General features: G+C 40.8%; 17 protein-coding genes and 5 tRNA genes. All 22 read right to left on the bottom strand.

Annotated elements, in window-relative coordinates; translation table 11 throughout:
• Entirely contained in the window at window positions 1–918 is a 918-nt protein-coding gene (locus tag ACP26M_RS00345) for a phosphoglycerate dehydrogenase (RefSeq protein WP_426585131.1), read from the bottom strand.
• Window positions 919–967: 49 nt separating this feature from the next.
• Window positions 968–1,684, bottom strand: coding sequence for a cytidylyltransferase domain-containing protein (locus ACP26M_RS00340; protein ID WP_426585129.1), 717 nt, complete (start codon window positions 1,682–1,684; stop codon window positions 968–970).
• A 30-nt stretch (window positions 1,685–1,714) separates the two neighbouring features.
• Window positions 1,715–2,488, bottom strand: coding sequence for a glycosyltransferase family 29 protein (locus tag ACP26M_RS00335; protein ID WP_426585127.1), 774 nt, complete (start codon window positions 2,486–2,488; stop codon window positions 1,715–1,717).
• A 24-nt stretch (window positions 2,489–2,512) separates the two neighbouring features.
• Window positions 2,513–4,927 (bottom strand): GumC family protein, encoded by a 2,415-nt coding sequence (locus ACP26M_RS00330; RefSeq protein WP_426585125.1) that lies wholly within the window; start codon window positions 4,925–4,927, stop codon window positions 2,513–2,515.
• Window positions 4,924–5,736, bottom strand: a complete 813-nt coding sequence (locus ACP26M_RS00325) for a polysaccharide biosynthesis/export family protein (protein WP_426585123.1) — start codon at window positions 5,734–5,736, stop codon at window positions 4,924–4,926. The genes ACP26M_RS00330 and ACP26M_RS00325 overlap by 4 nt, the downstream gene beginning before the upstream one ends.
• Before the next feature lie 154 nt (window positions 5,737–5,890).
• Window positions 5,891–6,202 (bottom strand): DUF3467 domain-containing protein, encoded by a 312-nt coding sequence (locus ACP26M_RS00320; RefSeq protein WP_090528662.1) that lies wholly within the window; start codon window positions 6,200–6,202, stop codon window positions 5,891–5,893.
• Between the two features lie 225 nt (window positions 6,203–6,427).
• Window positions 6,428–10,717 carry a DNA-directed RNA polymerase subunit beta' gene (gene rpoC / locus ACP26M_RS00315; protein WP_426585120.1) on the bottom strand — a complete coding sequence of 1,430 codons (4,290 nt, stop codon included), beginning with the start codon at window positions 10,715–10,717 and terminating at the stop codon, window positions 6,428–6,430.
• Between the two features lie 112 nt (window positions 10,718–10,829).
• Entirely contained in the window at window positions 10,830–14,633 is a 3,804-nt protein-coding gene (gene rpoB / locus ACP26M_RS00310; protein WP_426585118.1) for a DNA-directed RNA polymerase subunit beta, read from the bottom strand.
• Window positions 14,634–14,826: 193 nt separating this feature from the next.
• Window positions 14,827–15,210, bottom strand: coding sequence for a 50S ribosomal protein L7/L12 (gene rplL, locus ACP26M_RS00305; protein WP_022833154.1), 384 nt, complete (start codon window positions 15,208–15,210; stop codon window positions 14,827–14,829).
• A gap of 64 nt (window positions 15,211–15,274) precedes the next feature.
• Window positions 15,275–15,793 carry a 50S ribosomal protein L10 gene (gene rplJ / locus ACP26M_RS00300; protein ID WP_090528670.1) on the bottom strand — a complete coding sequence of 173 codons (519 nt, stop codon included), beginning with the start codon at window positions 15,791–15,793 and terminating at the stop codon, window positions 15,275–15,277.
• A 2-nt stretch (window positions 15,794–15,795) separates the two neighbouring features.
• Window positions 15,796–16,494, bottom strand: a complete 699-nt coding sequence (gene rplA / locus ACP26M_RS00295; RefSeq protein WP_090528673.1) for a 50S ribosomal protein L1 — start codon at window positions 16,492–16,494, stop codon at window positions 15,796–15,798.
• A gap of 28 nt (window positions 16,495–16,522) precedes the next feature.
• Window positions 16,523–16,963, bottom strand: coding sequence for a 50S ribosomal protein L11 (gene rplK / locus ACP26M_RS00290; protein WP_090528676.1), 441 nt, complete (start codon window positions 16,961–16,963; stop codon window positions 16,523–16,525).
• Window positions 16,964–17,158: 195 nt separating this feature from the next.
• Complete coding sequence (gene nusG, locus ACP26M_RS00285; protein ID WP_090528679.1) at window positions 17,159–17,701, bottom strand: transcription termination/antitermination protein NusG; 543 nt, start codon at window positions 17,699–17,701, stop codon at window positions 17,159–17,161.
• Between the two features lie 17 nt (window positions 17,702–17,718).
• A complete protein-coding gene (secE, locus tag ACP26M_RS00280; RefSeq protein ID WP_090529653.1) occupies window positions 17,719–17,913 on the bottom strand; it encodes a preprotein translocase subunit SecE in 195 nt (64 codons plus the stop codon).
• A gap of 18 nt (window positions 17,914–17,931) precedes the next feature.
• Window positions 17,932–18,002 (bottom strand) — tRNA-Trp (locus tag ACP26M_RS00275).
• An 83-nt stretch (window positions 18,003–18,085) separates the two neighbouring features.
• Window positions 18,086–19,273, bottom strand: a complete 1,188-nt coding sequence (tuf, locus tag ACP26M_RS00270; RefSeq protein ID WP_090528682.1) for an elongation factor Tu — start codon at window positions 19,271–19,273, stop codon at window positions 18,086–18,088.
• Window positions 19,274–19,331: 58 nt separating this feature from the next.
• Window positions 19,332–19,403, bottom strand: a tRNA-Thr gene (locus ACP26M_RS00265).
• A gap of 96 nt (window positions 19,404–19,499) precedes the next feature.
• A tRNA-Gly gene (locus tag ACP26M_RS00260) sits at window positions 19,500–19,572 on the bottom strand.
• Between the two features lie 144 nt (window positions 19,573–19,716).
• Window positions 19,717–19,797, bottom strand: a tRNA-Tyr gene (locus ACP26M_RS00255).
• A gap of 65 nt (window positions 19,798–19,862) precedes the next feature.
• Window positions 19,863–19,935 (bottom strand) — tRNA-Thr (locus ACP26M_RS00250).
• Between the two features lie 239 nt (window positions 19,936–20,174).
• A complete protein-coding gene (hpf, locus tag ACP26M_RS00245; RefSeq protein ID WP_426585114.1) occupies window positions 20,175–20,522 on the bottom strand; it encodes a ribosome hibernation-promoting factor, HPF/YfiA family in 348 nt (115 codons plus the stop codon).
• Between the two features lie 12 nt (window positions 20,523–20,534).
• Window positions 20,535–21,446: a tyrosine-type recombinase/integrase gene (locus tag ACP26M_RS00240; protein WP_426585112.1), complete on the bottom strand. Its 912-nt coding sequence runs from the start codon at window positions 21,444–21,446 to the stop codon at window positions 20,535–20,537.
• Between the last annotated feature and the right edge of the window lie 42 nt (window positions 21,447–21,488).

Below are 21,488 nucleotides of genomic sequence, written 5' to 3'. Positions count from 1 at the left end.
TTATTTTAATTCGGCTATCAAATTTTTAACAGCTTCAATTTCCATCAGTAATTTACCCTCTTCGGCATAAGAACCTATGTGCGGGGTAAGGATAACATTATCAAGCCCGGTAAGTGGTCCCGAATATGGTTCATCAACAAAAACATCAATAGCAGCAGCAGCCAGCTTGCCTGTAGATAATGCTGTGTAGAGGGCGTCTTCATCAACAATACCACCACGTGAAATATTGATAAGCTGTGCGGTAGGCTTCATCAATTCAAGCTCTTTAGCAGCTATTACAGGAGATTTATCGGCATTGCCAGGCACATGCAAAGTGATAATATCGGCCAACTTTAAAACGGTTTCAAAATCAGCCAGCTCTACACCATTACTTGTAGCCCACGCCTGATCGGCAAAAGGATCAAATCCGATTACAGGGTTGCCAATTCCGCGAAAAAGCTGCGAAACCAGCCTGCCTATACGTCCTAAACCTATCACTCCAATCTTTTTATCAAGAATAAGGTTGCCGGTTTGTTTTTTCCAAACCTTATTCTTCAGAGAAGCATCGGCCTGGGGTATGCGGCGTAACAATGACAAAGTCATACCAAGTGTAAGCTCGGCCACAGCGCGGGTCGGTCCATCAGGCGTATTTTTAACAATAATACCTTTTTGCTTTGCATATTCAAGGTCAACGCTATCCATACCAATTCCTACGCGGCTTATCACTTTCAAATTAGGCAGTGCATCCATAACCCTTGCCGTAAGCGGTTCAACGCCGGCAACAATACCAATGCAATCTTTAGCAAGTTCAATTACTTCGTCTTCAGTGAGTTTACGTCCGTAGGGGTTATTGATTGCTTCGTATCCATTTTCTGCCAGCAAGGCAAATGGCTCGTTGCCAACCTGCCCAAATGACGATGGTGATGTTAGAATTTTCATAGGTGTCAATTATAAATACCTTTATAATCAAGTTATAAAGTAATGTTTTTTATTTCGACCAATAAGTCGGGGCTTCGTTTTCTGAAGTTGTGTTTTTTCTTGCTATTAATAGTGCCTCAGCCAGCCTAAAATCCTTTTCCTCGCTAACCTTAACCGCAACCAGCGGGTCTAACGGCCAGAATAATCGGTTTTTACCAAAATATCCACTACGGTTGCGTTCATAAAGCTCCTTAAAAGTAGCAGCATTCCAGATAGTTACTGCCCAGTTACAAATAGTGATAACTTCATTATTCTGCGATGGAGCAAGCGGTCCGTCAACAACAATATTTATCGGTTCATCACCCACAAATGATTGCATTTGGGTTTGAGTACAACCTATAAGGGTATCAGCGTCTGATTCTGCATAAGCTTTTAAAGCTGCATCAATATCCTTTGGCCTTATAAGCGGGCAAACCGGATTTATAAGCACAAGTGTATCCGGATTTTTGGCTTTAATAAAATCGTATGTAAAATCCTCGCCGGTAGCATCATCCCCGCCAAGTAAAGCAGGCCGTCTGTATATATTACAATTAAGGCTTTGGGCTACTGCCTCAAGACTGTCATCATCGGTATTTACGAACACATCGTTAAGTAAATTTGAACCAAGCGCACTTTCAATAGCATAGGCAATCATAGGTTTTCCGTCCATGAACCTTAAGTTTTTTGATTGTACCCTTTTGCTCCCTCCACGGGCCGGAATATGCGCTATAACGTTTCCTAATTCCATAAAAAGTAGTAATGTAATATAGTTTTAAGTTTATTCAATCAGTTTCTCAAGTGTACTATCGAGTTTTATCTTGCTCCTATCTTTTACAATTAATTTCTTAAATGCCTCAAATTCAGCATCCAGATCATGTAACCCTACTTTTTTTACAATTTTAAGCCCGTCTTCGAGCGAATTAAAGCTATCACGGTACCCTTTTACATAGCCAGTTTTCAGAAAAGTGAAACCAGTAATATAACACTCTTTAAAATCAGATTGTAAAACTGAATAAATAGCTGAAAAACCCGTTGTAGCCAATTTTCCGTTTATTTTATCGCGAATAATTGCTTTATCATCATCAGCAAATACCACCATTCTAATATCCTTCAGCTTGTGATGATATTTGCGCATAAAGAAATACATCAGCATTTGAGGCGATTTTATCCGCAGGAAAGGAAAAACAACATATTTGGTTTGTTGATCATGATATAAATCAAACAGGTACTTGCCCCCTGTTATTTCAGATTCGGAATGCGTACGAAAAAGCATATCAGTTCTTGAGCCAATATCCTTGCTGCTTCCTTCCTTTGCAACCATTAAGGGCGCCATATTCATCCTGATCACAATGTCGAAACCATCAATATATTCGCCCAGCCCGGTATTTAAAACACTATCGGCAGGGCCAACAATAGCAATCCTTTTACCATCAAAGATATCTTTAGTCCCAACAATAAACCTGTTTTTAAATGTTAACAATAACAAATCCCAAAACCAAAAGGTGGTATTATAAGTGGAAGTTAAAATAAACTGCTTTACCCGCTCTTTCATTCGTTGAAACCTATCTCTAAAAAATTAACGCTTAAATAATCTTTTCAGGAAACCTTCGGGCTTTTGCTCGCTGTAGTTACCATAACCATAACCGTAACCATAACCGTAGCCATAACCGTAGCCATAACCGTAGTAACTGCCCGTATTAATCTTGATGTCATTAACCACAATATAAGGGTTCTTGAATTTTCTTTCTTTTACCAGATTTTGAAGAATATTAAGTTGGTCTTTATAGGTATATGATTGACGAACTATGTATAGAACAGTATCAGCCAAATGCTCAATAATCAGGGCATCAGCTACAAGCCCAACCGGGGCACAGTCAATTACGATATAGTCAAACTCCTTTTTCAGTGTTTCAATTAACTCTTTGAGTTTACCGCTAAGCAACAACTCGGAAGGATTAGGAGGTACTGGACCGGACGAAATAAAGGAGCAATTTTCTGAGAAAAAAGTTGGTTTGATTATATCCGCCACACTTATCGTATTTGACACAACATAATTTGTGTATCCAAAATTATGGTCGGATCCAAGACTCACAGATAGCTTCGGTTTTCTTAAGTCAAGCTCAATCATACAAACTTTTTTATCCGACAGCGCGAGTACGCTGGCCAGGTTGGCGCAGATAAATGACTTACCTTCCCCGCTCATACTTGAAGTAAGCAGGATAACATTTGACTGATTTGGCTGAAGTACGAATTGAAGATTTGTTCGTAACGCCCTGAACTGTTCTGAAATATTTGAACGCGAATTATTAGTAACTACCAGCGAGGTTGCGTTTGCGTTATTACCTATCTCACCTAAAATACCAACCGATACTCCCTTAACAATATCATCTTTATTAAGAATCTTTACATTAAGCAGCTCTTTAATATATAAGAAAGCTCCCGGTATGAGAAGACCCAATGCTATACCAGCTAAATAATAAACCATTTTATTAGGTTTATATGGATTTATATTGGCGCGGGCCGAATCCAATATACGTGCTGTAGAGATTGTTGAAGTTTTGGAAATAGCAGTTTCTTCTTTCTTTTGTAAAAGGTAAAGGTAAAGTTCCTGCTTAAGGTTCTGCTGCCTTGAGTAATCAAGAAATATACGCTCCTTTTTGGGTACAGACTTTATCAAACCTGTTATATTATTATTCTCCCGTTTTAACTGATTATATGATGTTAAAAGCGATTGCTTGTAACCTTCGAAGGTTTTAGCCAAGCTCTGTCTAACACTCTCGATCTGATCATCCAGATTTTTTATGATAGGGTTAGAATCCATTACCGATAAGCCCTGGCGGTTACGGGTAGCCACGAGTTCATTATAACTTTTAACTCCGTCGGCAAAAACAAGATCAGGTATAGTTAACGAAGTCGGTATGATCTTTTTAGTATTTGGCGTATTAATATACGGAGCGATGTCATTTAGTATGCTCAATTGCAATTCCGCATCGCTTAACTTTTTGTAGTAATCTGATGCATTGCCCACTAAAATCTTTGATTGCTCAGAAACATCAGCAAGATTATTTTGCTGTTTAAACCCTTCCAGGTCTTTTTCAACACCATTTAGTTCTGTACTAACAATAGCTATACGCTTATCAATGAATTTTAAAGTACTGTCGGCAATCTGGTTTTTATTGTCCAGGTTAAACTTTAGGTACAGGTTCATTAATTGTTGCAAAATGAACTCCCCTTTTTTAGGATTGGTGTAGTTCAAAGTAAGATCAAGCGTACTGCTTTTTTTATCTGTGAGGGTAACGTCAAGAGCCAATGATAGTGCCGCAACTTTTGCATTTACGGATGTAACACGCATCAAGTAACCGTCTTTGTCATCTTCTTCTTTACTTGGTACTGCCTTAGGATTTGGTTGAAAAATAAGATCATAGCCATTTAATGAAAGTATTTGACCAAACTTTACTTTCTTACTCAATGTATCATCCTTACTTTTGATAGAAAGCCCATCGTTTTCAACAGCTACGTCAAAATCGTTACCGATTACCAAATCATTTTTTTGGATGAATCGAACTTTGAATGGCAGGTTTTCAAATAGCTCAACAGACCTGATATTCCCTTTTCGAAAAATGCTAACATTAAGCTGAAGCGAGTCGACAACTGCCTCCATTAATGTTCTTGAAGTCAGGATCTCGATCTCGTTCTCTGTATTGCTCGGCATATCGAACAGACTTGAGAGATCAATGCCACTGCCATTGGCCGCTTTGGTTTTAGTTTGATTGGCTTGGTCATCGATAATAACCTTACTGATTATTTTATAATCAGGCGTAGCATACCTTGCCATTAAAAAAGCTACGGCAAAGCATACAACAACACCTAAAACAAATAGGTACCATTTTGAAATAACAATTCCTATTAAGGCCTTAATATCAAAATCGCTCTCATCCTCAATATTATTATTTTTGAAATGCGGGATTTGATTTTTAGAATCACTGATCATAGTCTGGAAGCAATAATTATGAGTAATGAAAACAGGGAAGTAAGAATAGTAACGTTACGGGTTTGCGCAAGATCATTAGCTGCTGCTTTGCCCTTTGTAGGCTCAACGTATATAAGATCATTTTGGCGCAAATAGAAATATGGCGAATTAATAACTTTGCTACTATTTAGATTTACTCTATAAGCTATTTTTTCGCCTCCATTGCCTTCCCGTATAAGTAATACATTATCTCTTTTACCATATATGGTGAGATCACCGGCCATGGTAAGAGCATCTAAAATGCTCACTTTTTCGTTAGGTACAACATATACAGCAGGATGCGCAACCTCGCCGGTAACACTTATTTTAAAGTTAGTATACCGTACATTTACTATCGGCTCTTTAAAAGATAAGGCTGCTTTTTGCCTTATCAGTTCTTTGGCCTGGCTTGTTGTAAGACCAATAACCCTCACTTTACCTAAAATAGGGATATCAACATTCCCCTCTTTATCCACCAGATATCCAGAAGCCTGCATTGGATTTAAACTTGCCGCAGCTCCCGATATAGTACCGGTACCCGATGTTTGAATATTACCAAGGTTGATTGACTCTGTTGATTGAGGATCCAGGGTTTGAATATTAATACTTAAAATATCATCATTTTGAATGGTAGGTTCAACAAAAGGAGGAATACCCAACTTTGTAACGAGAGTTGAATCTGACAGATCTTCAAAATACTTAATGTGTTTAGCTGAGGAACATGATAATAGCGTTAAGGCCCACAACAATACCGGAACATAGAATATGTTCCGCGAATAGAGTTTTCTCATAAATATGACAATAGATGCAATTACTTATCTTAAACTTGTGCAAGTTAAAAATTCTTTTTCACAAAAAACATTAAAAAATTAAAATTTATTAAAAAAAAATCCATTAAATAAACTATTTAATAATATTAAAAGCGTTTTGATATAAATTTTTTAATTATGCTTGTCCCATTGTACCACCAAAATTCATCGGAAAACCCGGATGATCGGGCTGTACTTTGATGCGGCCGTTAATGGCTTCGTACTTTTCAATGTTATCTTCCAGGGCCGAAAGAAGGCGTTTGGCATGCTCGGGGGTTAATATGATCCGCGATTTTACCCTGGCCTTGGGTACGCCTGGCATTACCCGGATAAAATCTAATACAAACTCAGAGTTTGAATGAGTAATGATAGCCAGGTTTGAGTAGATACCTTCTGCAATTTCTTCTGAAAGCTCGATGTTGAGCTGATTTTCGTTCTGTTCTTCCATGCTACTAAAATAACAAAAAGACGTTCTCCATAAACAGCCTTTTTTTGAGGTGATTATTGAGCCTTGTTTTACTTTAGATAACTTGGATCAACCCCATATTGACCTTGCGCAAGGCCGAACGTAGAACATAGATGTTTTACTTTTGTTTTAACAATTTTAAAAAAAGACAAAAAAAAAGCCTCCCGGAAACCGGGAGGCTCAATAAAATATTCAAACCGCTGAAAATTAAGCTTCCAGCTCTTCTGCTTTTGAAGCCATCAGGCGGTCAAACTCTTCCTGTGAACCTACACGGATATTTTCGTATTCGCGTAAACCGGTACCTGAAGGTATTAAGTGACCTACGATAACGTTTTCTTTCAGGCCAAGCATATTGTCTTTTTTACCTGCGATAGCTGCTTCATTCAGTACTTTGGTAGTTTCCTGGAACGATGCCGCTGAGATAAACGACTTGGTGCCTAACGATGCCCTGGTGATACCTTGCAGTATCGGGCTCGATGTTGCAGGAATAGCGTCACGCACTTCAACCAGTTTAAGGTCGCGGCGTTTCAATACTGAGTTTTCATCGCGTAAGCGACGTAATGAAACTATCTGACCAGATTTCAGTGTAGTTGAATCACCCGGATCCGTAACCACTTTCTTGTCATAAATTTCATCGTTCTCGGTCATGAAATCCCATCCATCAACAGCTTCGCGCTCTAAGAAACGGGTATCACCCGCATCCTCGATAGATACTTTCTGCATCATCTGGTGAACAATAACCTCAAAGTGCTTATCGTTAATTTTCACACCCTGCAAACGGTAAACTTCCTGGATACCGTTAACAAGATATTCCTGTACGGCAGCAGGGCCTTTAATAGCCAGGATATCTGCAGGAGATATTGAACCGTCGGATAATGGCATACCAGCTTTAATAAAGTCATTATCCTGTACAAGGATGTGTTTTGAAAGCGGTACAAGGTATTTTTTAACCTGCCCGTCTTTCGACTCGATGGTGATTTCGCGGTTACCGCGTTTCACGCCACCTAAAGTTACCACACCGTCAATTTCAGTTACTACAGCAGGGTTTGAAGGGTTACGTGCTTCAAATAACTCGGTTACACGTGGTAAACCACCTGTAATATCTCGCGTTTTACCGGTTGAACGAGGGATTTTAGCAATAACCTGACCGGTTTGTAACCTATCGCCTTCATCAACAGCGATGTGTGCACCTACCGGGATGTTATACCCTTTAATGATGTTACCTTTTGTATCAGCAATCTGGATAGCAGGGTTTTTAGTTTTATCCCTTGTATCGATGATCACTTTTTCACGGTGACCGGTTTGCTCGTCACTTTCTTCACGGAAAGTGATACCTTCCAACACGGCATCAAACTGGGCAATACCTGCAAATTCAGATATAATTACAGCGTTGTACGGATCCCATGAACAGATACGGTCGCCTTTGGTGATCTTGCTACCGTCTTTCACATACAGGTATGAACCGTATGGAATGTTGTTGGTAACAATTACTTTATTGCTTCCGGCTTCGATAATGCGGAACTCGCCCGACCGGCCTAATACCACATCAACAGCGCCATCTTCAGCAGTTTCATAGGTTACAGTACGTACGTTCTCAAACTCGATGATACCATCAAACTTAGCGTTGATCTGAGATTCCGCCGCAATGTTTGACGCGGTACCACCCACGTGGAATGTACGAAGTGTTAACTGTGTACCAGGCTCACCGATTGACTGTGCAGCAATTACACCAACAGCCTCGCCTTTTTGCACGCGTTTACCGCTTGCAAGGTTACGGCCGTAGCACAATGCACATACGCCACGTTTGCTTTCGCAAGTTAATACCGAACGGATCTCAATACCTTCTAACGGAGAGTTCTCGATCTTTTTGGCAACCTCTTCGGTAATGTCCTGACCGGCTACTGCTAACAGTTCGTTAGTGATAGGGTCATGAACATCATGAAGCGTAGTACGACCTAAAATACGGTCATATAATGGCTCAACAATATCCTCATTATCTTTCAGTGCAGTTGTGTAGATACCTCTTAAAGTACCGCAATCAACCTCACCAACAATCATATCCTGGGCTACGTCATGCAACCTACGTGTTAAGTAACCAGCATCCGCTGTTTTCAACGCAGTATCCGCCAAACCTTTACGGGCACCGTGAGTTGAGATGAAGTACTCCAATACCGACAAACCTTCTTTAAAGTTTGAAAGGATCGGGTTTTCAATGATCTCACCACCTGAGCCTGATTTTTGAGGCTTGGCCATCAAACCACGCATACCTGCAAGCTGACGGATCTGCTCCTTTGAACCACGGGCACCTGAGTCAAGCATCATATAAACAGAGTTGAAGCCCTGGTTATCGTTGCTAAGGATATCCATTACGTTAGCGGTTAAGCGGTTGTTGATACGTGTCCAGATATCGATGATCTGGTTGTAACGCTCGTTATTGGTAATGAAACCCATGTTGTAGTTGTTCATTACCTCATCAACCTGCTTAGAAGCTGTTTCAATCAAAGTAACTTTTTCTGCAGGGATATTGATATCCTTCAGGTTAAATGATAAACCACCTTGGAACGCCATTTTAAATCCTAATTCCTTAATATCGTCAAGGAACTGGGCGGCACGCGCCATACCGGTGATTTTTACCACTTCACCAATGATATCACGAAGTGATTTTTTGGTAAGCAGCTCATTAATATATCCCACTTCTACAGGAACATGCTGGTTAAACAACACGCGGCCTACAGTAGTATCGATAATTTTGTTTACGATTTTGCCATCGCGCTCTTTAACTAAAGCTTTAACTTTAATGAACGCATGCAGATCAAGTTTTTTCTCGTTATAAGCGATAATTACTTCTTCTGCAGAGTAAAAAGTTAAGCCCTGGCCTTTAACCACGCGTGTTTCATCAGTTTTACGGCCTTTGGTTATGTAGTACAAACCAAGCACCATGTCCTGAGATGGTACAGTGATAGGCGTACCGTTAGCAGGGTTAAGGATGTTATGCGAAGCAAGCATCAGGATTTGGGCTTCCAAAATTGCCGCGTTACCAAGTGGTACGTGAACGGCCATCTGGTCACCGTCAAAATCCGCGTTGAATGCCGTACAGGTTAATGGGTGCAATTGGATCGCTTTACCTTCAACCAGTTTTGGCTGGAACGACTGGATACCCAACCTGTGCAGTGTAGGCGCACGGTTTAGTAATACAGGGTGTCCCTTCAATACGTTTTCCAAAATGTCCCAAACTAATGGGTCTTTACGGTCAACAATTTTTTTAGCAGATTTTACTGTTTTAACCACACCACGCTCAATCATTTTACGGATGATAAATGGTTTAAACAGCTCGGCAGCCATATCTTTTGGTAAACCGCATTCGTGTAATTTAAGGTTAGGACCTACAACAATTACCGAACGGGCAGAGTAATCCACACGTTTACCCAATAAGTTTTGACGGAAACGGCCTTGTTTACCTTTCAGGATATCTGAAAGTGATTTCAAAGCACGGTTACCTTCAGTTTTTACCGCATTAACTTTACGTGAGTTATCAAATAACGAATCCACAGCTTCCTGTAACATACGTTTTTCGTTACGTAAAATTACCTCTGGTGCTTTAATCTCGATCAAACGTTTTAAACGGTTATTACGGATAATAACACGACGGTAAAGGTCGTTCAAATCTGAAGTAGCGAAACGGCCACCTTCCAGCGGTACTAACGGACGCAACTCAGGCGGGATAACCGGAACAATCTTAACGATCATCCACTCAGGGTTATTCTCGATCCTGGTTTTTGCATCACGGAAAGCTTCAACAACCTGTAAGCGTTTTAAGGCTTCGTTTTTACGTTGCTGAGAAGTTTCGTTTGCTGCCTGGTGACGCAGGCTGAATGATAATTCATCAAGGTCAAGGCGTTTTAATAATTCTTCCAAAGCCTCGGCACCCATTTTGGCAACAAATTTCTGAGGATCTTTGTCGTCAAGGTACTGGTTTTCTTTCGGAAGGGTATCTAATACGTCAAGGTATTCTTCTTCAGTAAGGAAATCCATTTTATTGATTCCATCTGCCTCTTTAATACCCGGCTGTATCACTACGTAACGCTCGTAGTATATAATAAGGTCGAGCCTTTTTGTAGGCAAGCCTAATAAATAACCAATTTTGTTTGGTAACGAGCGGAAGTACCAAATGTGTGCAACAGGCACCACCAGGTTGATGTGGCCCATACGCTCACGACGTACTTTCTTTTCGGTTACTTCAACACCGCAACGGTCACACACGATCCCTTTGTAACGGATACGTTTGTATTTACCGCAATGGCACTCATAATCCTTAACCGGGCCAAAAATACGCTCGCAAAACAAACCATCACGCTCAGGTTTGTAAGTACGATAGTTAATGGTTTCCGGCTTTAAAACTTCACCGCTTGAACGCTCAAGGATAGACTCGGGAGAGGCTAAACTGATGGTAATGGTGGTAAAGTTACTTTTGATTTTATTATCCTTTTTGTAAGACATAGTCTACTTTGATTTTTTAAAGGTAATTTTTAGGTGAAAGGAAAAAGGTGAAAGGTAAAAAGCTTTGGAAGTTTCCTCCTAACCTTTCACCTTTAGCCTTTAAGCTTTAACCTTATTCTAATGTGATATCCAAACCTAAGCCGCGTAACTCGTGAACCAATACGTTGAATGATTCAGGAACTGATGGCGTTGGCAGGTTTTCACCTTTAACAATAGCCTCATATGTTTTGGCACGGCCAATAACATCATCCGACTTAACGGTCAATATCTCCTGCAGAATGTTTGATGCACCAAATGCTTCCAGTGCCCAAACCTCCATCTCACCAAAACGCTGACCACCGAATTGTGCTTTACCACCTAATGGTTGTTGAGTGATCAATGAGTACGGTCCGATTGAACGGGCGTGCATCTTATCATCAACCATGTGACCTAATTTCAGCATGTAGATAATACCTACAGTAGTTTGCTGATCAAAACGGTCACCTGTTAAACCATTGTATAGGTAAGTACGGCCTGATTCAGGTAAGTTGGCTTTCTTGATCCACTCTTCCACTTCTTCGTGGCTTGCACCGTCGAAGATAGGAGTAGCGAATTTAACACCAAGCTCTTTACCGGCCCAGCCTAATACGGTTTCGTAGATCTGGCCCAGGTTCATACGTGAAGGTACACCCAACGGGTTCAACACAATATCAACCGGTGTTCCATCTTCAAGGAAAGGCATGTCCTCGTCACGTACAATACGTGCAACAATACCTTTGTTACCGTGACGGCCTGCCATTTTATCACCCACTTTAAGCTTACGCTTTTTAGCGATGTAAACTTTAGCCATTTGCACGATACCTGATGGAAGCTCATCACCCACGCTGATAGCGAATTTATCACGACGGTAAGCACCCAGCTCTTCATTGTACTTAATGTTGAAGTTATGAAGAAGGATCTTGATCTGATCGTTTTTATCGTCATCAGTAGTCCACTTAGTTGGGTTAATGTTATCGTAATTAAGCTCAACTAATATTTTCTGGGTGAATTTAACACCTTTAGGAACCTGTAACTCTTTGTAAACGTTATAAACGCCTTGCGAAGTTTTACCGTTAACGATCTCAAATAACTTTTCGATCAAAGTATTTTTCAGATCTTTTACAGCTTTATCATGCTTGTTATCCAATTTTTCCAACTGTGCTTTTTCTTCAGCTTTTGAAGTTTTCTTAGCACGAGAGAACAATTTGGTATCAATAACAACACCGGCAATTGACGGCGGGGTTTTCAATGAAGCATCTTTAACGTCGCCGGCTTTATCACCGAAGATAGCGCGCAACAGTTTTTCTTCCGGTGATGGGTCTGATTCACCTTTAGGGGTGATCTTACCGATCAGGATGTCGCCTTCTTTAACCTCGGCACCTACACGGATGATACCGTCTTCGTCAAGGTCTTTAGTAGCTTCTTCTGATACGTTAGGGATATCTGGTGTTAACTCTTCCTCACCGCGTTTGGTATCACGAACTTCAAGCTCAAACTCTTCAACGTGGATTGAAGTAAAGATATCCTGTGATACAACACGCTCAGAGATCACGATCGCATCCTCAAAGTTATATCCCTGCCAAGGCATGAACGCTACTTTAAGGTTACGGCCTAATGCAAGCTCGCCATTTTGGGTAGCGTAACCTTCGCAAAGTACTTCACCTTTTTCAACCCTCTGGCCTTTTTTAACAATAGGCTTCAAGTTCATGGTGGTGCTTTGGTTGGTTTTCTTAAACTTGGTTAAGCGGTAGCTTTTGCTATCTCCTTCAAACGAGATCAAACGATCAAGTTCGTTACGGTCATATTTAATACGGATTTCGTTAGCGTCAACGTACTCAACCACACCATCGCCTTCGGCGTTGATCAGGGTACGGGAGTCTTTTGCCACACGGCCTTCCAAACCGGTACCAACAATCGGCGCTTCCGGGCGTAACAATGGTACGGCCTGGCGTTGCATGTTTGAACCCATCAATGCACGGTTAGCGTCATCGTGCTCTAAGAACGGGATAAGCGAAGCCGCAATTGAAGTGATCTGGTTTGGAGCAATGTCCATCAAGTCCAGGCGCTCTGGCTCAATAACCGGGAAGTCACCTTCGAAACGTGCTTTTACACGTGGCAATTCAAACTCACCTTTGTCATCATACACAGCGTTTGCCTGGCCGATGGTTTTACCATCTTCATCCTCAGCAGATAAGTAGATAACCGGCTCATCAACCATAACTTTACCGTCAACTACACGTTTGTACGGAGTTTCGATAAAGCCTAAGTTGTTGATCTTAGCGTGTACGCAAAGTGATGAAATCAAACCAATGTTCGGACCTTCGGGAGTTTCGATAGTACACAACCTACCGTAGTGGGTATAGTGAACGTCACGAACCTCGAAACCTGCACGCTCACGTGACAGACCGCCGGGGCCTAAGGCTGACAGACGACGCTTGTGCGTGATCTCTGCCAGTGGATTGGTTTGGTCCATGAACTGTGATAACTGGTTTGTTCCGAAGAACGAGTTGATCACAGATGATAATGTACGTGCGTTGATCAGGTCGGTTGGTGTGAACACCTCGTTGTCACGAATGTTCATACGCTCACGAATGGTACGGGCCATACGTGCCAAACCTACGCCAAACTGAGCATAAAGCTGCTCACCAACGGTACGCACACGACGGTTTGACAAGTGATCGATATCATCCACCTCAGCTTTTGAGTTGATTAATTTGATCAGATATTTAACAATCGCGATGATATCCTGCTTGGTTAAAACTTTAGTTTCTTCCGAAGTGTTCAGTTTCAATTTACGGTTGATGCGGTACCGGCCCACATCACCCAGGTCATATCTTTTATCTGAAAAGAATAAACGATCGATGATACCACGAGCTGTTTCTTCATCAGGTGGTTCAGCGTTACGTAACTGGCGGTAGATGTGCTCAACCGCTTCCTTCTCAGAGTTGGAAGTATCTTTCTGTAAGGTATTGTATATAATAGTATAATCACCGCTGGTTGAAGCATCTTCCTTGTTAAGGATGATGGTTTTAACACCAGAGTCGATGATCATATCAATATGGTCGTCTTCCAGTAAGGTTTCACGCTCAAGGATGATTTCATTACGGGGGATAGAAACTACCTCACCGGTATCTTCATCCACAAAGTCTTCGATCCAGGTTTTAAGTACCCTTGCAGCAAGCTTACGGCCAATATATTTTTTAAGGCCTGATTTGCTTACTTTAACCTCGTCGGCCAGTTCAAACAGCTCTAATATATCTTTATCAGAGTCATAACCAATGGCACGAAGTAACGTGGTAACCGGGAATTTCTTTTTACGGTCAATGTAAGCATACATCACGTTGTTAACGTCTGTAGCAAACTCAATCCATGAACCTTTGAAAGGAATAACACGGGCCGAGTATAATTTTGTACCGTTGGTGTGGCGGCTCTGACCAAAGAACACACCTGGCGAACGGTGTAACTGTGATACAATTACACGCTCGGCACCATTAATAACAAATGTACCTTTTGGCGTCATGTATGGGATAGTACCCAGGTACACGTCCTGTACAATTGTTTCAAAATCTTCGTGCTCCTCATCATTACATGACAGGCGAAGTTTGGCTTTTAATGGCACGCTGTAAGTTAATCCGCGTTCGATACACTCTTGTATATCATAACGGGGCGGATCAATAAAGTAGTCAAGAAACTCCAGGACAAAGATGTTTCTTGAATCTGAAATAGGAAAGTTTTCGGCAAACACTTTAAACAGCCCTTCTTTGTAACGGTTGTCGGAAGTGGTTTCCAATTGAAAAAATTCCTGGAAAGATTGTAACTGAACATCCAGAAAATCAGGGTAATCAAGTACCTTTCTGCTGGTTGCAAAGTTTACTCTTTGATTATTATTGTTTGCCAAGGTATTTAAATTTTAGTTATTAATTTTTGTAGATGTGAGACTTGAGACATGAGATCTGAGATATGAAATAGCGATTCGAAAAATCTCAAATCTCATATCTAATATCTCACATCTAATTCAAAACCTTTATAAACAGCAATAGACCCCGACCGTTTATGGTCGGAGTCTTGATGCTATATTTCAGTAGGTTAAATTACTTAACCTCAACTACTGCTCCGGCTTCTTCTAATTGTTTTTTCAAAGATTCAGCTTCTTCTTTAGTTACACCAGTTTTAAGTTCTTTTGGTGCACCGTCAACAAGATCTTTAGCTTCTTTCAAACCAAGGCCAGTTAAGTCTTTTACTAATTTAACAACTGCTAATTTAGCGCCACCAGCTTCTTTCAGGATAACGTCAAATGCAGTTTGCTCAGCAGCAGCTGGAGCAGCATCGCCACCGTCAGCAGCAGGAGCAGCAACTGCTACAGCAGCAGCAGCAGGCTCAATACCATACTCATCTTTTAATATTTGAGCTAATTCGTTTACTTCTTTTACTGTTAAGTTTACCAACTGTTCAGCAAACGCTTTTAAATCCGCCATTTTATTTAAATTTTTACTTTTAATGCTTTTTGTTTGTTATTGTCGAACTTTTGTGAGGCGTTCGTTAACCTCTTTCTTGTAATGTTTTTACAAGGCCTGCAATTGTAGTTCCGCCTGATTGTAGTGCAGAAAGTACGTTTTTGGCAGGTGATTGTAGTAAGCCAACTATCTCGCCGATCAGTTGTTCTTTTGATTTCAGTTTGGTTAAAGTATCTAACTGGTTATCACCGATAAATACCGCTGAATCAATATAAGCTGCTTTTAAAATTGGTTTTTCACCTGTTTTCCTTAATTGTTTGATCAACTTTGCCGGAGCAGTTGCTGATTTTGAGAAAAGGATTGATGATGAACCTTTTAATACATCATATATCGGGCTGAAATCACCGCCTGCAGCTTCCATAGCTTTTTTAATCAAGCTATTTTTTGTTACCTGCATCGTAATGTCGTTTTCGAAACATTTACGGCGGATGTTGTTGATCTTGGCTACAGTTAAATCAGAGGTATCAGTGATATAAAAATTACCATACTCTTTGATTTGCTCAGTTAGGGCTACAACAAGGTCGTATTTTTCTTCTTTATTCATGATTAGATCCCCGCTACTGATTTAGTTTCAACTGTAATTCCAGGCGACATAGTTGAAGAGATATGAATACTCTTGAAATATGTTCCTTTTGCTGCAGAAGGTTTCAATTTAGAGATTGTTTGCAATACTTCTAATGCATTCTCATAAATCTTATCTGCAGAGAAAGATGCTTTTCCTATTGAAGTGTGGATGATACCGGTTTTGTCAACCTTGAAATCGATTTTACCACCTTTTACCTCAGTTACAGCTTTACCAACTTCTGGGGTAACTGTACCTGATTTAGGGTTTGGCATAAGGTTACGCGGGCCTAAAATACGACCTAAACGACCTACCTTCGCCATAACACTTGGCATAGTAATGATAATATCAACATCAGTCCATCCGCCTTCAATCTTGGCAATATAATCATCCAAACCTACGTAATCTGCACCTGCGTCTTTAGCTTCTTGTTCCTTATCAGGAGTACAAAGAACTAATACACGTACAGTTTTACCGGTTCCATGAGGTAATGTTGCGATACCACGTACCATCTGATTGGCTTTACGCGGATCAACACCTAAACGAACGTCTATATCAACTGATGAATCAAATTTAGTAAGAGTTAATTCCTTTACCAATGCAGATGCATCCTGTAATGTGTACGATTTGTTTGCCTCAATTTTGGAGAGTGCCACTTTTTGATTTTTTGTTAATCTTGCCACTGTCTTTAAACTGATTTGTATAAATTAATTAATTCCAGGGAGCTGTACCTGATACGGTAATTCCCATGCTGCGGGCAGTACCTGCCACCATTTTCATGGCCGATTCAACTGTGAATGCATTCAAGTCAACCATTTTATCTTTTGCTATAGTCTCAACCTGCTCCCAGTTAACACTGGCAACTTTTTTACGGTTAGGCTCAGCAGAACCACTCTTTAAACCGGTAGCTTCCAATAACTGGATAGCAACGGGAGGGGTTTTGATGATAAATTCAAATGATTTGTCAACATAAACAGTAATCAAAACAGGCAATACTTTTCCAGCTTTGTCCTGGGTGCGTGCATTAAATTGTTTGCAAAACTCCATGATGTTCACACCTTTTGCACCCAATGCAGGGCCAATTGGTGGTGATGGGTTTGCGGCGCCGCCTTTAACTTGCAGCTTAACCATTGCACCGATCTCTTTTGCCATTTTAATTTACTTTAATTATAAACTCAATGTTAGTAAGTGGAAGCTAAGTAACATTTAAGATTTTTGTGAGTGGTTGATTTTGTGAGTAGTGAGTAGTTTTCTCACTTACACTTTGCAAACGCTCTGTTTATTTTGTTGTTGGCTTGTTGTATGCAATTAACTATTCACTAATCAACTGCTCACTATTCACCAAACTTATTCTTTCTCTACCTGCATGTAATTCAATTCAAGCGGCGTACGGCGCCCGAATATCTTTACCATTACCTTCAGTTTCTTTTTCTCCTCGTTAACTTCTTCAATAACCCCGCTGAAACCGTTGAAAGGCCCGTCCATAACTTTAACTGCCTCACCAACATAGTAAGGTACATTCATGGTTTCGCCCTGTGTGCTCATCTCGTCAACCTTACCTAAAATACGGTTAACTTCTGACTGGCGAAGCGGTATAGCGTTTCCGGCTTTATCGCCCAGAAAACCTATAACGCTGTTTATATTTTTAATAATGTGTTCGGTTTCGCCATCTAAAACAGCTTCCATAAGCACATAGCCGGGAAAGTAGTTACGCTCTTTCGCGATCTTCTTTCCATCACGCATCTGGTAATACTTCTCCGTAGGTATTAATACCTGTGGTACCAAATGACTAATGCCCAAACGGCTAATTTCGGCATCTATGTATTGTTTAACTTTCTTTTCCTTACCACTAATAGCCCTAACTACATACCATTTCAATTGATCACTCATCTCCGTCTCCCCTGATATTATGTTAGTGATGTGTAAAACAGTTTAAGCAAATAATTAATGATCTGGTCCATACCTAAGATAACCAGCGCAATAATTATAGCGGCAACCAATACCAAAACAGCGCTGCTTTGAAGCTCGCGCCATGTAGGCCAGGTAACCTTTTCGGTTAACTCGATGTATGACTCTTTAATATATTCAGCTACGCCTGCCATTTTTATATTGTGCTTAAGCACGGGAACAAGGATTCGAACCCTGATCAAAGGTTTTGGAGACCTCTATTCTACCGTTGAACTATTCCCGTGTGTTATTTATAATAAGAAAACATAAGTTTGCCGTTGAAGGCTAAACTTATGTTTTCAAATTAACCTTTTTATTGAAATATTATTATTTCAAGATTTCAGTTACCTGACCAGCACCTACTGTTCTGCCACCTTCACGGATAGCGAAACGTAAGCCTTTTTCCATCGCGATAGCGTTGATCAACTTTACAGTGATTGTAACGTTATCACCTGGCATAACCATTTCTACACCTGGTTCCAATGAAATTTCACCAGTAACGTCGGTAGTACGGAAATAGAATTGCGGGCGGTATTTGTTGAAGAATGGAGTGTGACGGCCACCTTCTGCTTTTGATAATACGTAAACTTCTGCTTTAAAATCGGTGTGAGGAGTTACTGAACCTGGTTTGCAGATAACCATACCACGACGGATATCAGTTTTCTCAATACCACGTAACAATAAACCTACGTTGTCACCAGCTTCACCACGGTCAAGGATTTTGCGGAACATCTCAACACCAGTTACGGTTGATTTCAAGTTCTCAGCACCCATACCCAGGATGTCAACAGGCTCACCAGAGTTGATTACACCACGCTCAATACGACCGGTAGCAACAGTACCACGACCAGTGATTGAGAACACGTCTTCAACAGGCATCAAGAAAGGAAGATCTGTTAAACGTGGAGGGATTGGGATGTAGCTATCTACAGCATCCATCAACTCCATGATTTTACCAACCCAGGTAGGATCGCCGTTAAGACCACCTAATGCAGAACCCTGGATAACTGGAATATCATCACCTGGGAATTCGTAGAACGATAATAATTCACGAACTTCCATTTCTACTAACTCTAATAATTCCGGATCATCAACCATGTCAACTTTGTTCATGAAAACAACAAGTGCAGGTACACCTACCTGACGAGCTAACAAGATGTGCTCACGTGTTTGTGGCATCGGACCGTCAGTTGCAGCAACAACGATGATTGCACCGTCCATTTGAGCAGCACCTGTAACCATGTTTTTCACATAATCCGCGTGACCTGGACAGTCAACGTGTGCATAGTGACGGTTAGCTGTTGAATATTCAACGTGGGCTGTATTGATGGTGATACCACGTTCTTTTTCTTCAGGAGCCGAGTCAATTGAATCAAATGAACGAGCTTCTGATAAACCTGCATCAGCCAAAACTTTAGTGATAGCTGCGGTAAGGGTTGTTTTACCGTGGTCAACGTGACCGATTGTACCGATGTTTAAGTGCGGCTTACTGCGGTCAAACTTTTCTTTTGCCATGATCTATAAATTATTTTTGTAGGTTAATTTTAACTTTAATGTATGTTTTATAACACTGAGCCAACAATGGGATTTGAACCCATGACCTCTTCCTTACCAAGGAAGTGCTCTACCCCTGAGCTACGTCGGCTTATTTTTTGTTCATTGGTTCACTCGTTTATTAGTTCATTGGTCTTTGCAGCTGCCACTAATGAACAAGTGAACTAACCGACTAATGAACCAATCGAGCGGAAGACGAGGTTCGAACTCGCGACCTATAGCTTGGAAGGCTATCGCTCTACCAACTGAGCTACTTCCGCTTATTCAGTTTTCGGTTTGCAGTTTTCAATTAGCAGCTCAACCGCCCATGACACCCATTCCTCAAACCCTTTTAATCAAGTCAGCAGTTTACAATCCCGTTAACTTTATGCTAACCGCGAATTACAAACTGCTTACTTAATAAGTGGGGGGAGAAGGATTCGAACCTTCGTAGCCGAAGCAACGGATTTACAGTCCGTCCCATTTGACCGCTCTGGTATCCCCCCGGTAGTTGTTTCCGGATTTGCGATATCCAAAATTGAAGCTAAATACCTCAATCCGAAAAAAACTGAGCCTCCTATCGGGATCGAACCAATGACCTACTGATTACAAGTCAGTTGCTCTACCAGCTGAGCTAAGGAGGCTTATATTTATCTTGCCTTTCATTACCTAAACCTTACGTGGCTTTCGATAACGGAGCGCAAAAGTAATAAGCTTTTTGATATTTTAAAGAACTATTTTAACTTTTTTTTGAGGCGTTAAATACCTCCCCGAAAGGGACTGCAAATCTACAAAAAATAACGCCACGTCAAAATTTTTTATCAAAAAAAATCGGCAGGCTAAAAACCTGCCGATTTTGGCTTAAAATAAGCCTTTTATACTATTAAAAACCCTCCTCTGCTGCTGTTAAAACAGCTTTTTTGGCTGTAGCATCAGCAAGGGCTTTCTTTTGTTTATGCTTTTCAATTTGCTTCCTCAGGCTTTCAACAGCCAGGTCGGTAGCTTCCTCAAAACTCTTACATTTCTCTTTTGCAAATATCTGATTTCCGGGCAGCAATAATTTGATCTCCGTTATCTTATTACATTCATCTTCCACATTCTCAAGCTTTAAGTAAACTTCACCGCTAATAATATGGTCATAAAACGTATCAAGCTTATCAGCTTTTTTCTGAATAAAATCTAAAAGTTTCTTGTCTGCGGTGAAATGAATTGACTGCACTGTAATTTTCATGTTTCCTCCTTTTTAAGCCTTTGGATGGGCGAGTTTATAAATAGATTTTAGTCGTTCAACTGAATTGTGCGTATAAATTTGGGTCGCGCTCAGGTTAGCGTGTCCCAAAAGTTCTTTAATTGAATTTAAATCGGCCCCGTTATTTAGCATAGTGGTTGCAAAGGTGTGCCTGAGCACATGTGGGCTCCGTTTATTTTGGGTTGATATGTTAGACAGATATTTTTGCACTATTAAATAAATCAATTTCGGATAAGCATCGGCTCCTTTATTTGTAACGATTAATGCGAAGGAATTGTTATCAAAATTTTGATTTTTCTTTACCTCCAGATATTCGGGCAGCAGGGCCTTCAGCTCATTATTAATAGGGATAATGCGCTCTTTGTTACGCTTACCCAGTACCTTTACCACTCCCCCCTCAAAGCTAATATCCTGTTGCTTAATACCTAACAGTTCGGCAAGGCGCATGCCGGTGCCAAACAACAGCTCAATAACAAGCTTATCGCGCAGGCCCGGAAAATCATTTGTAAAAATGTCATCACTATCTAACATTTTTGTGAGGCGCGTATCTTCAACCACTACGGGCAACGTTTTAGCAACCTTTTGCGACCGTACCCTCGATACCGGGTTGGTTTCAACAATACCTTCCTGCAATAAAAATTTGAAGTATTTGCGTAGCGTGGCCATTTTACGATTAACCGAACGGCCGGTAAGTTTTTGATCAATAAGCTCAACCATCCAGTTACGGATGTCATGGTAGCTTACCTGCGATGGATGGGTAATAACCGGCTCAGGTGCGGGATCGGCACCGCCGGGATTGTTTAAAAAGCGCATAAACTGATCCAGATCAGACTGATATGCGGAAACAGTATGCACTGAATACCGCTTTTCGTACTTGATGTACTGGATAAAACGCTCTAAAAACATAAAAAACTATTTATACATCCGGGATGATGAATGTACAAATAG

Source organism: Mucilaginibacter sp. R-33 (genome assembly GCF_049949235.1).
Taxonomy (GTDB): Bacteria; Bacteroidota; Bacteroidia; order Sphingobacteriales; family Sphingobacteriaceae; genus Mucilaginibacter.
Note: the sequence above shows the minus strand (reverse complement) of the source record. Positions and strands in the feature narration are given on the sequence as shown.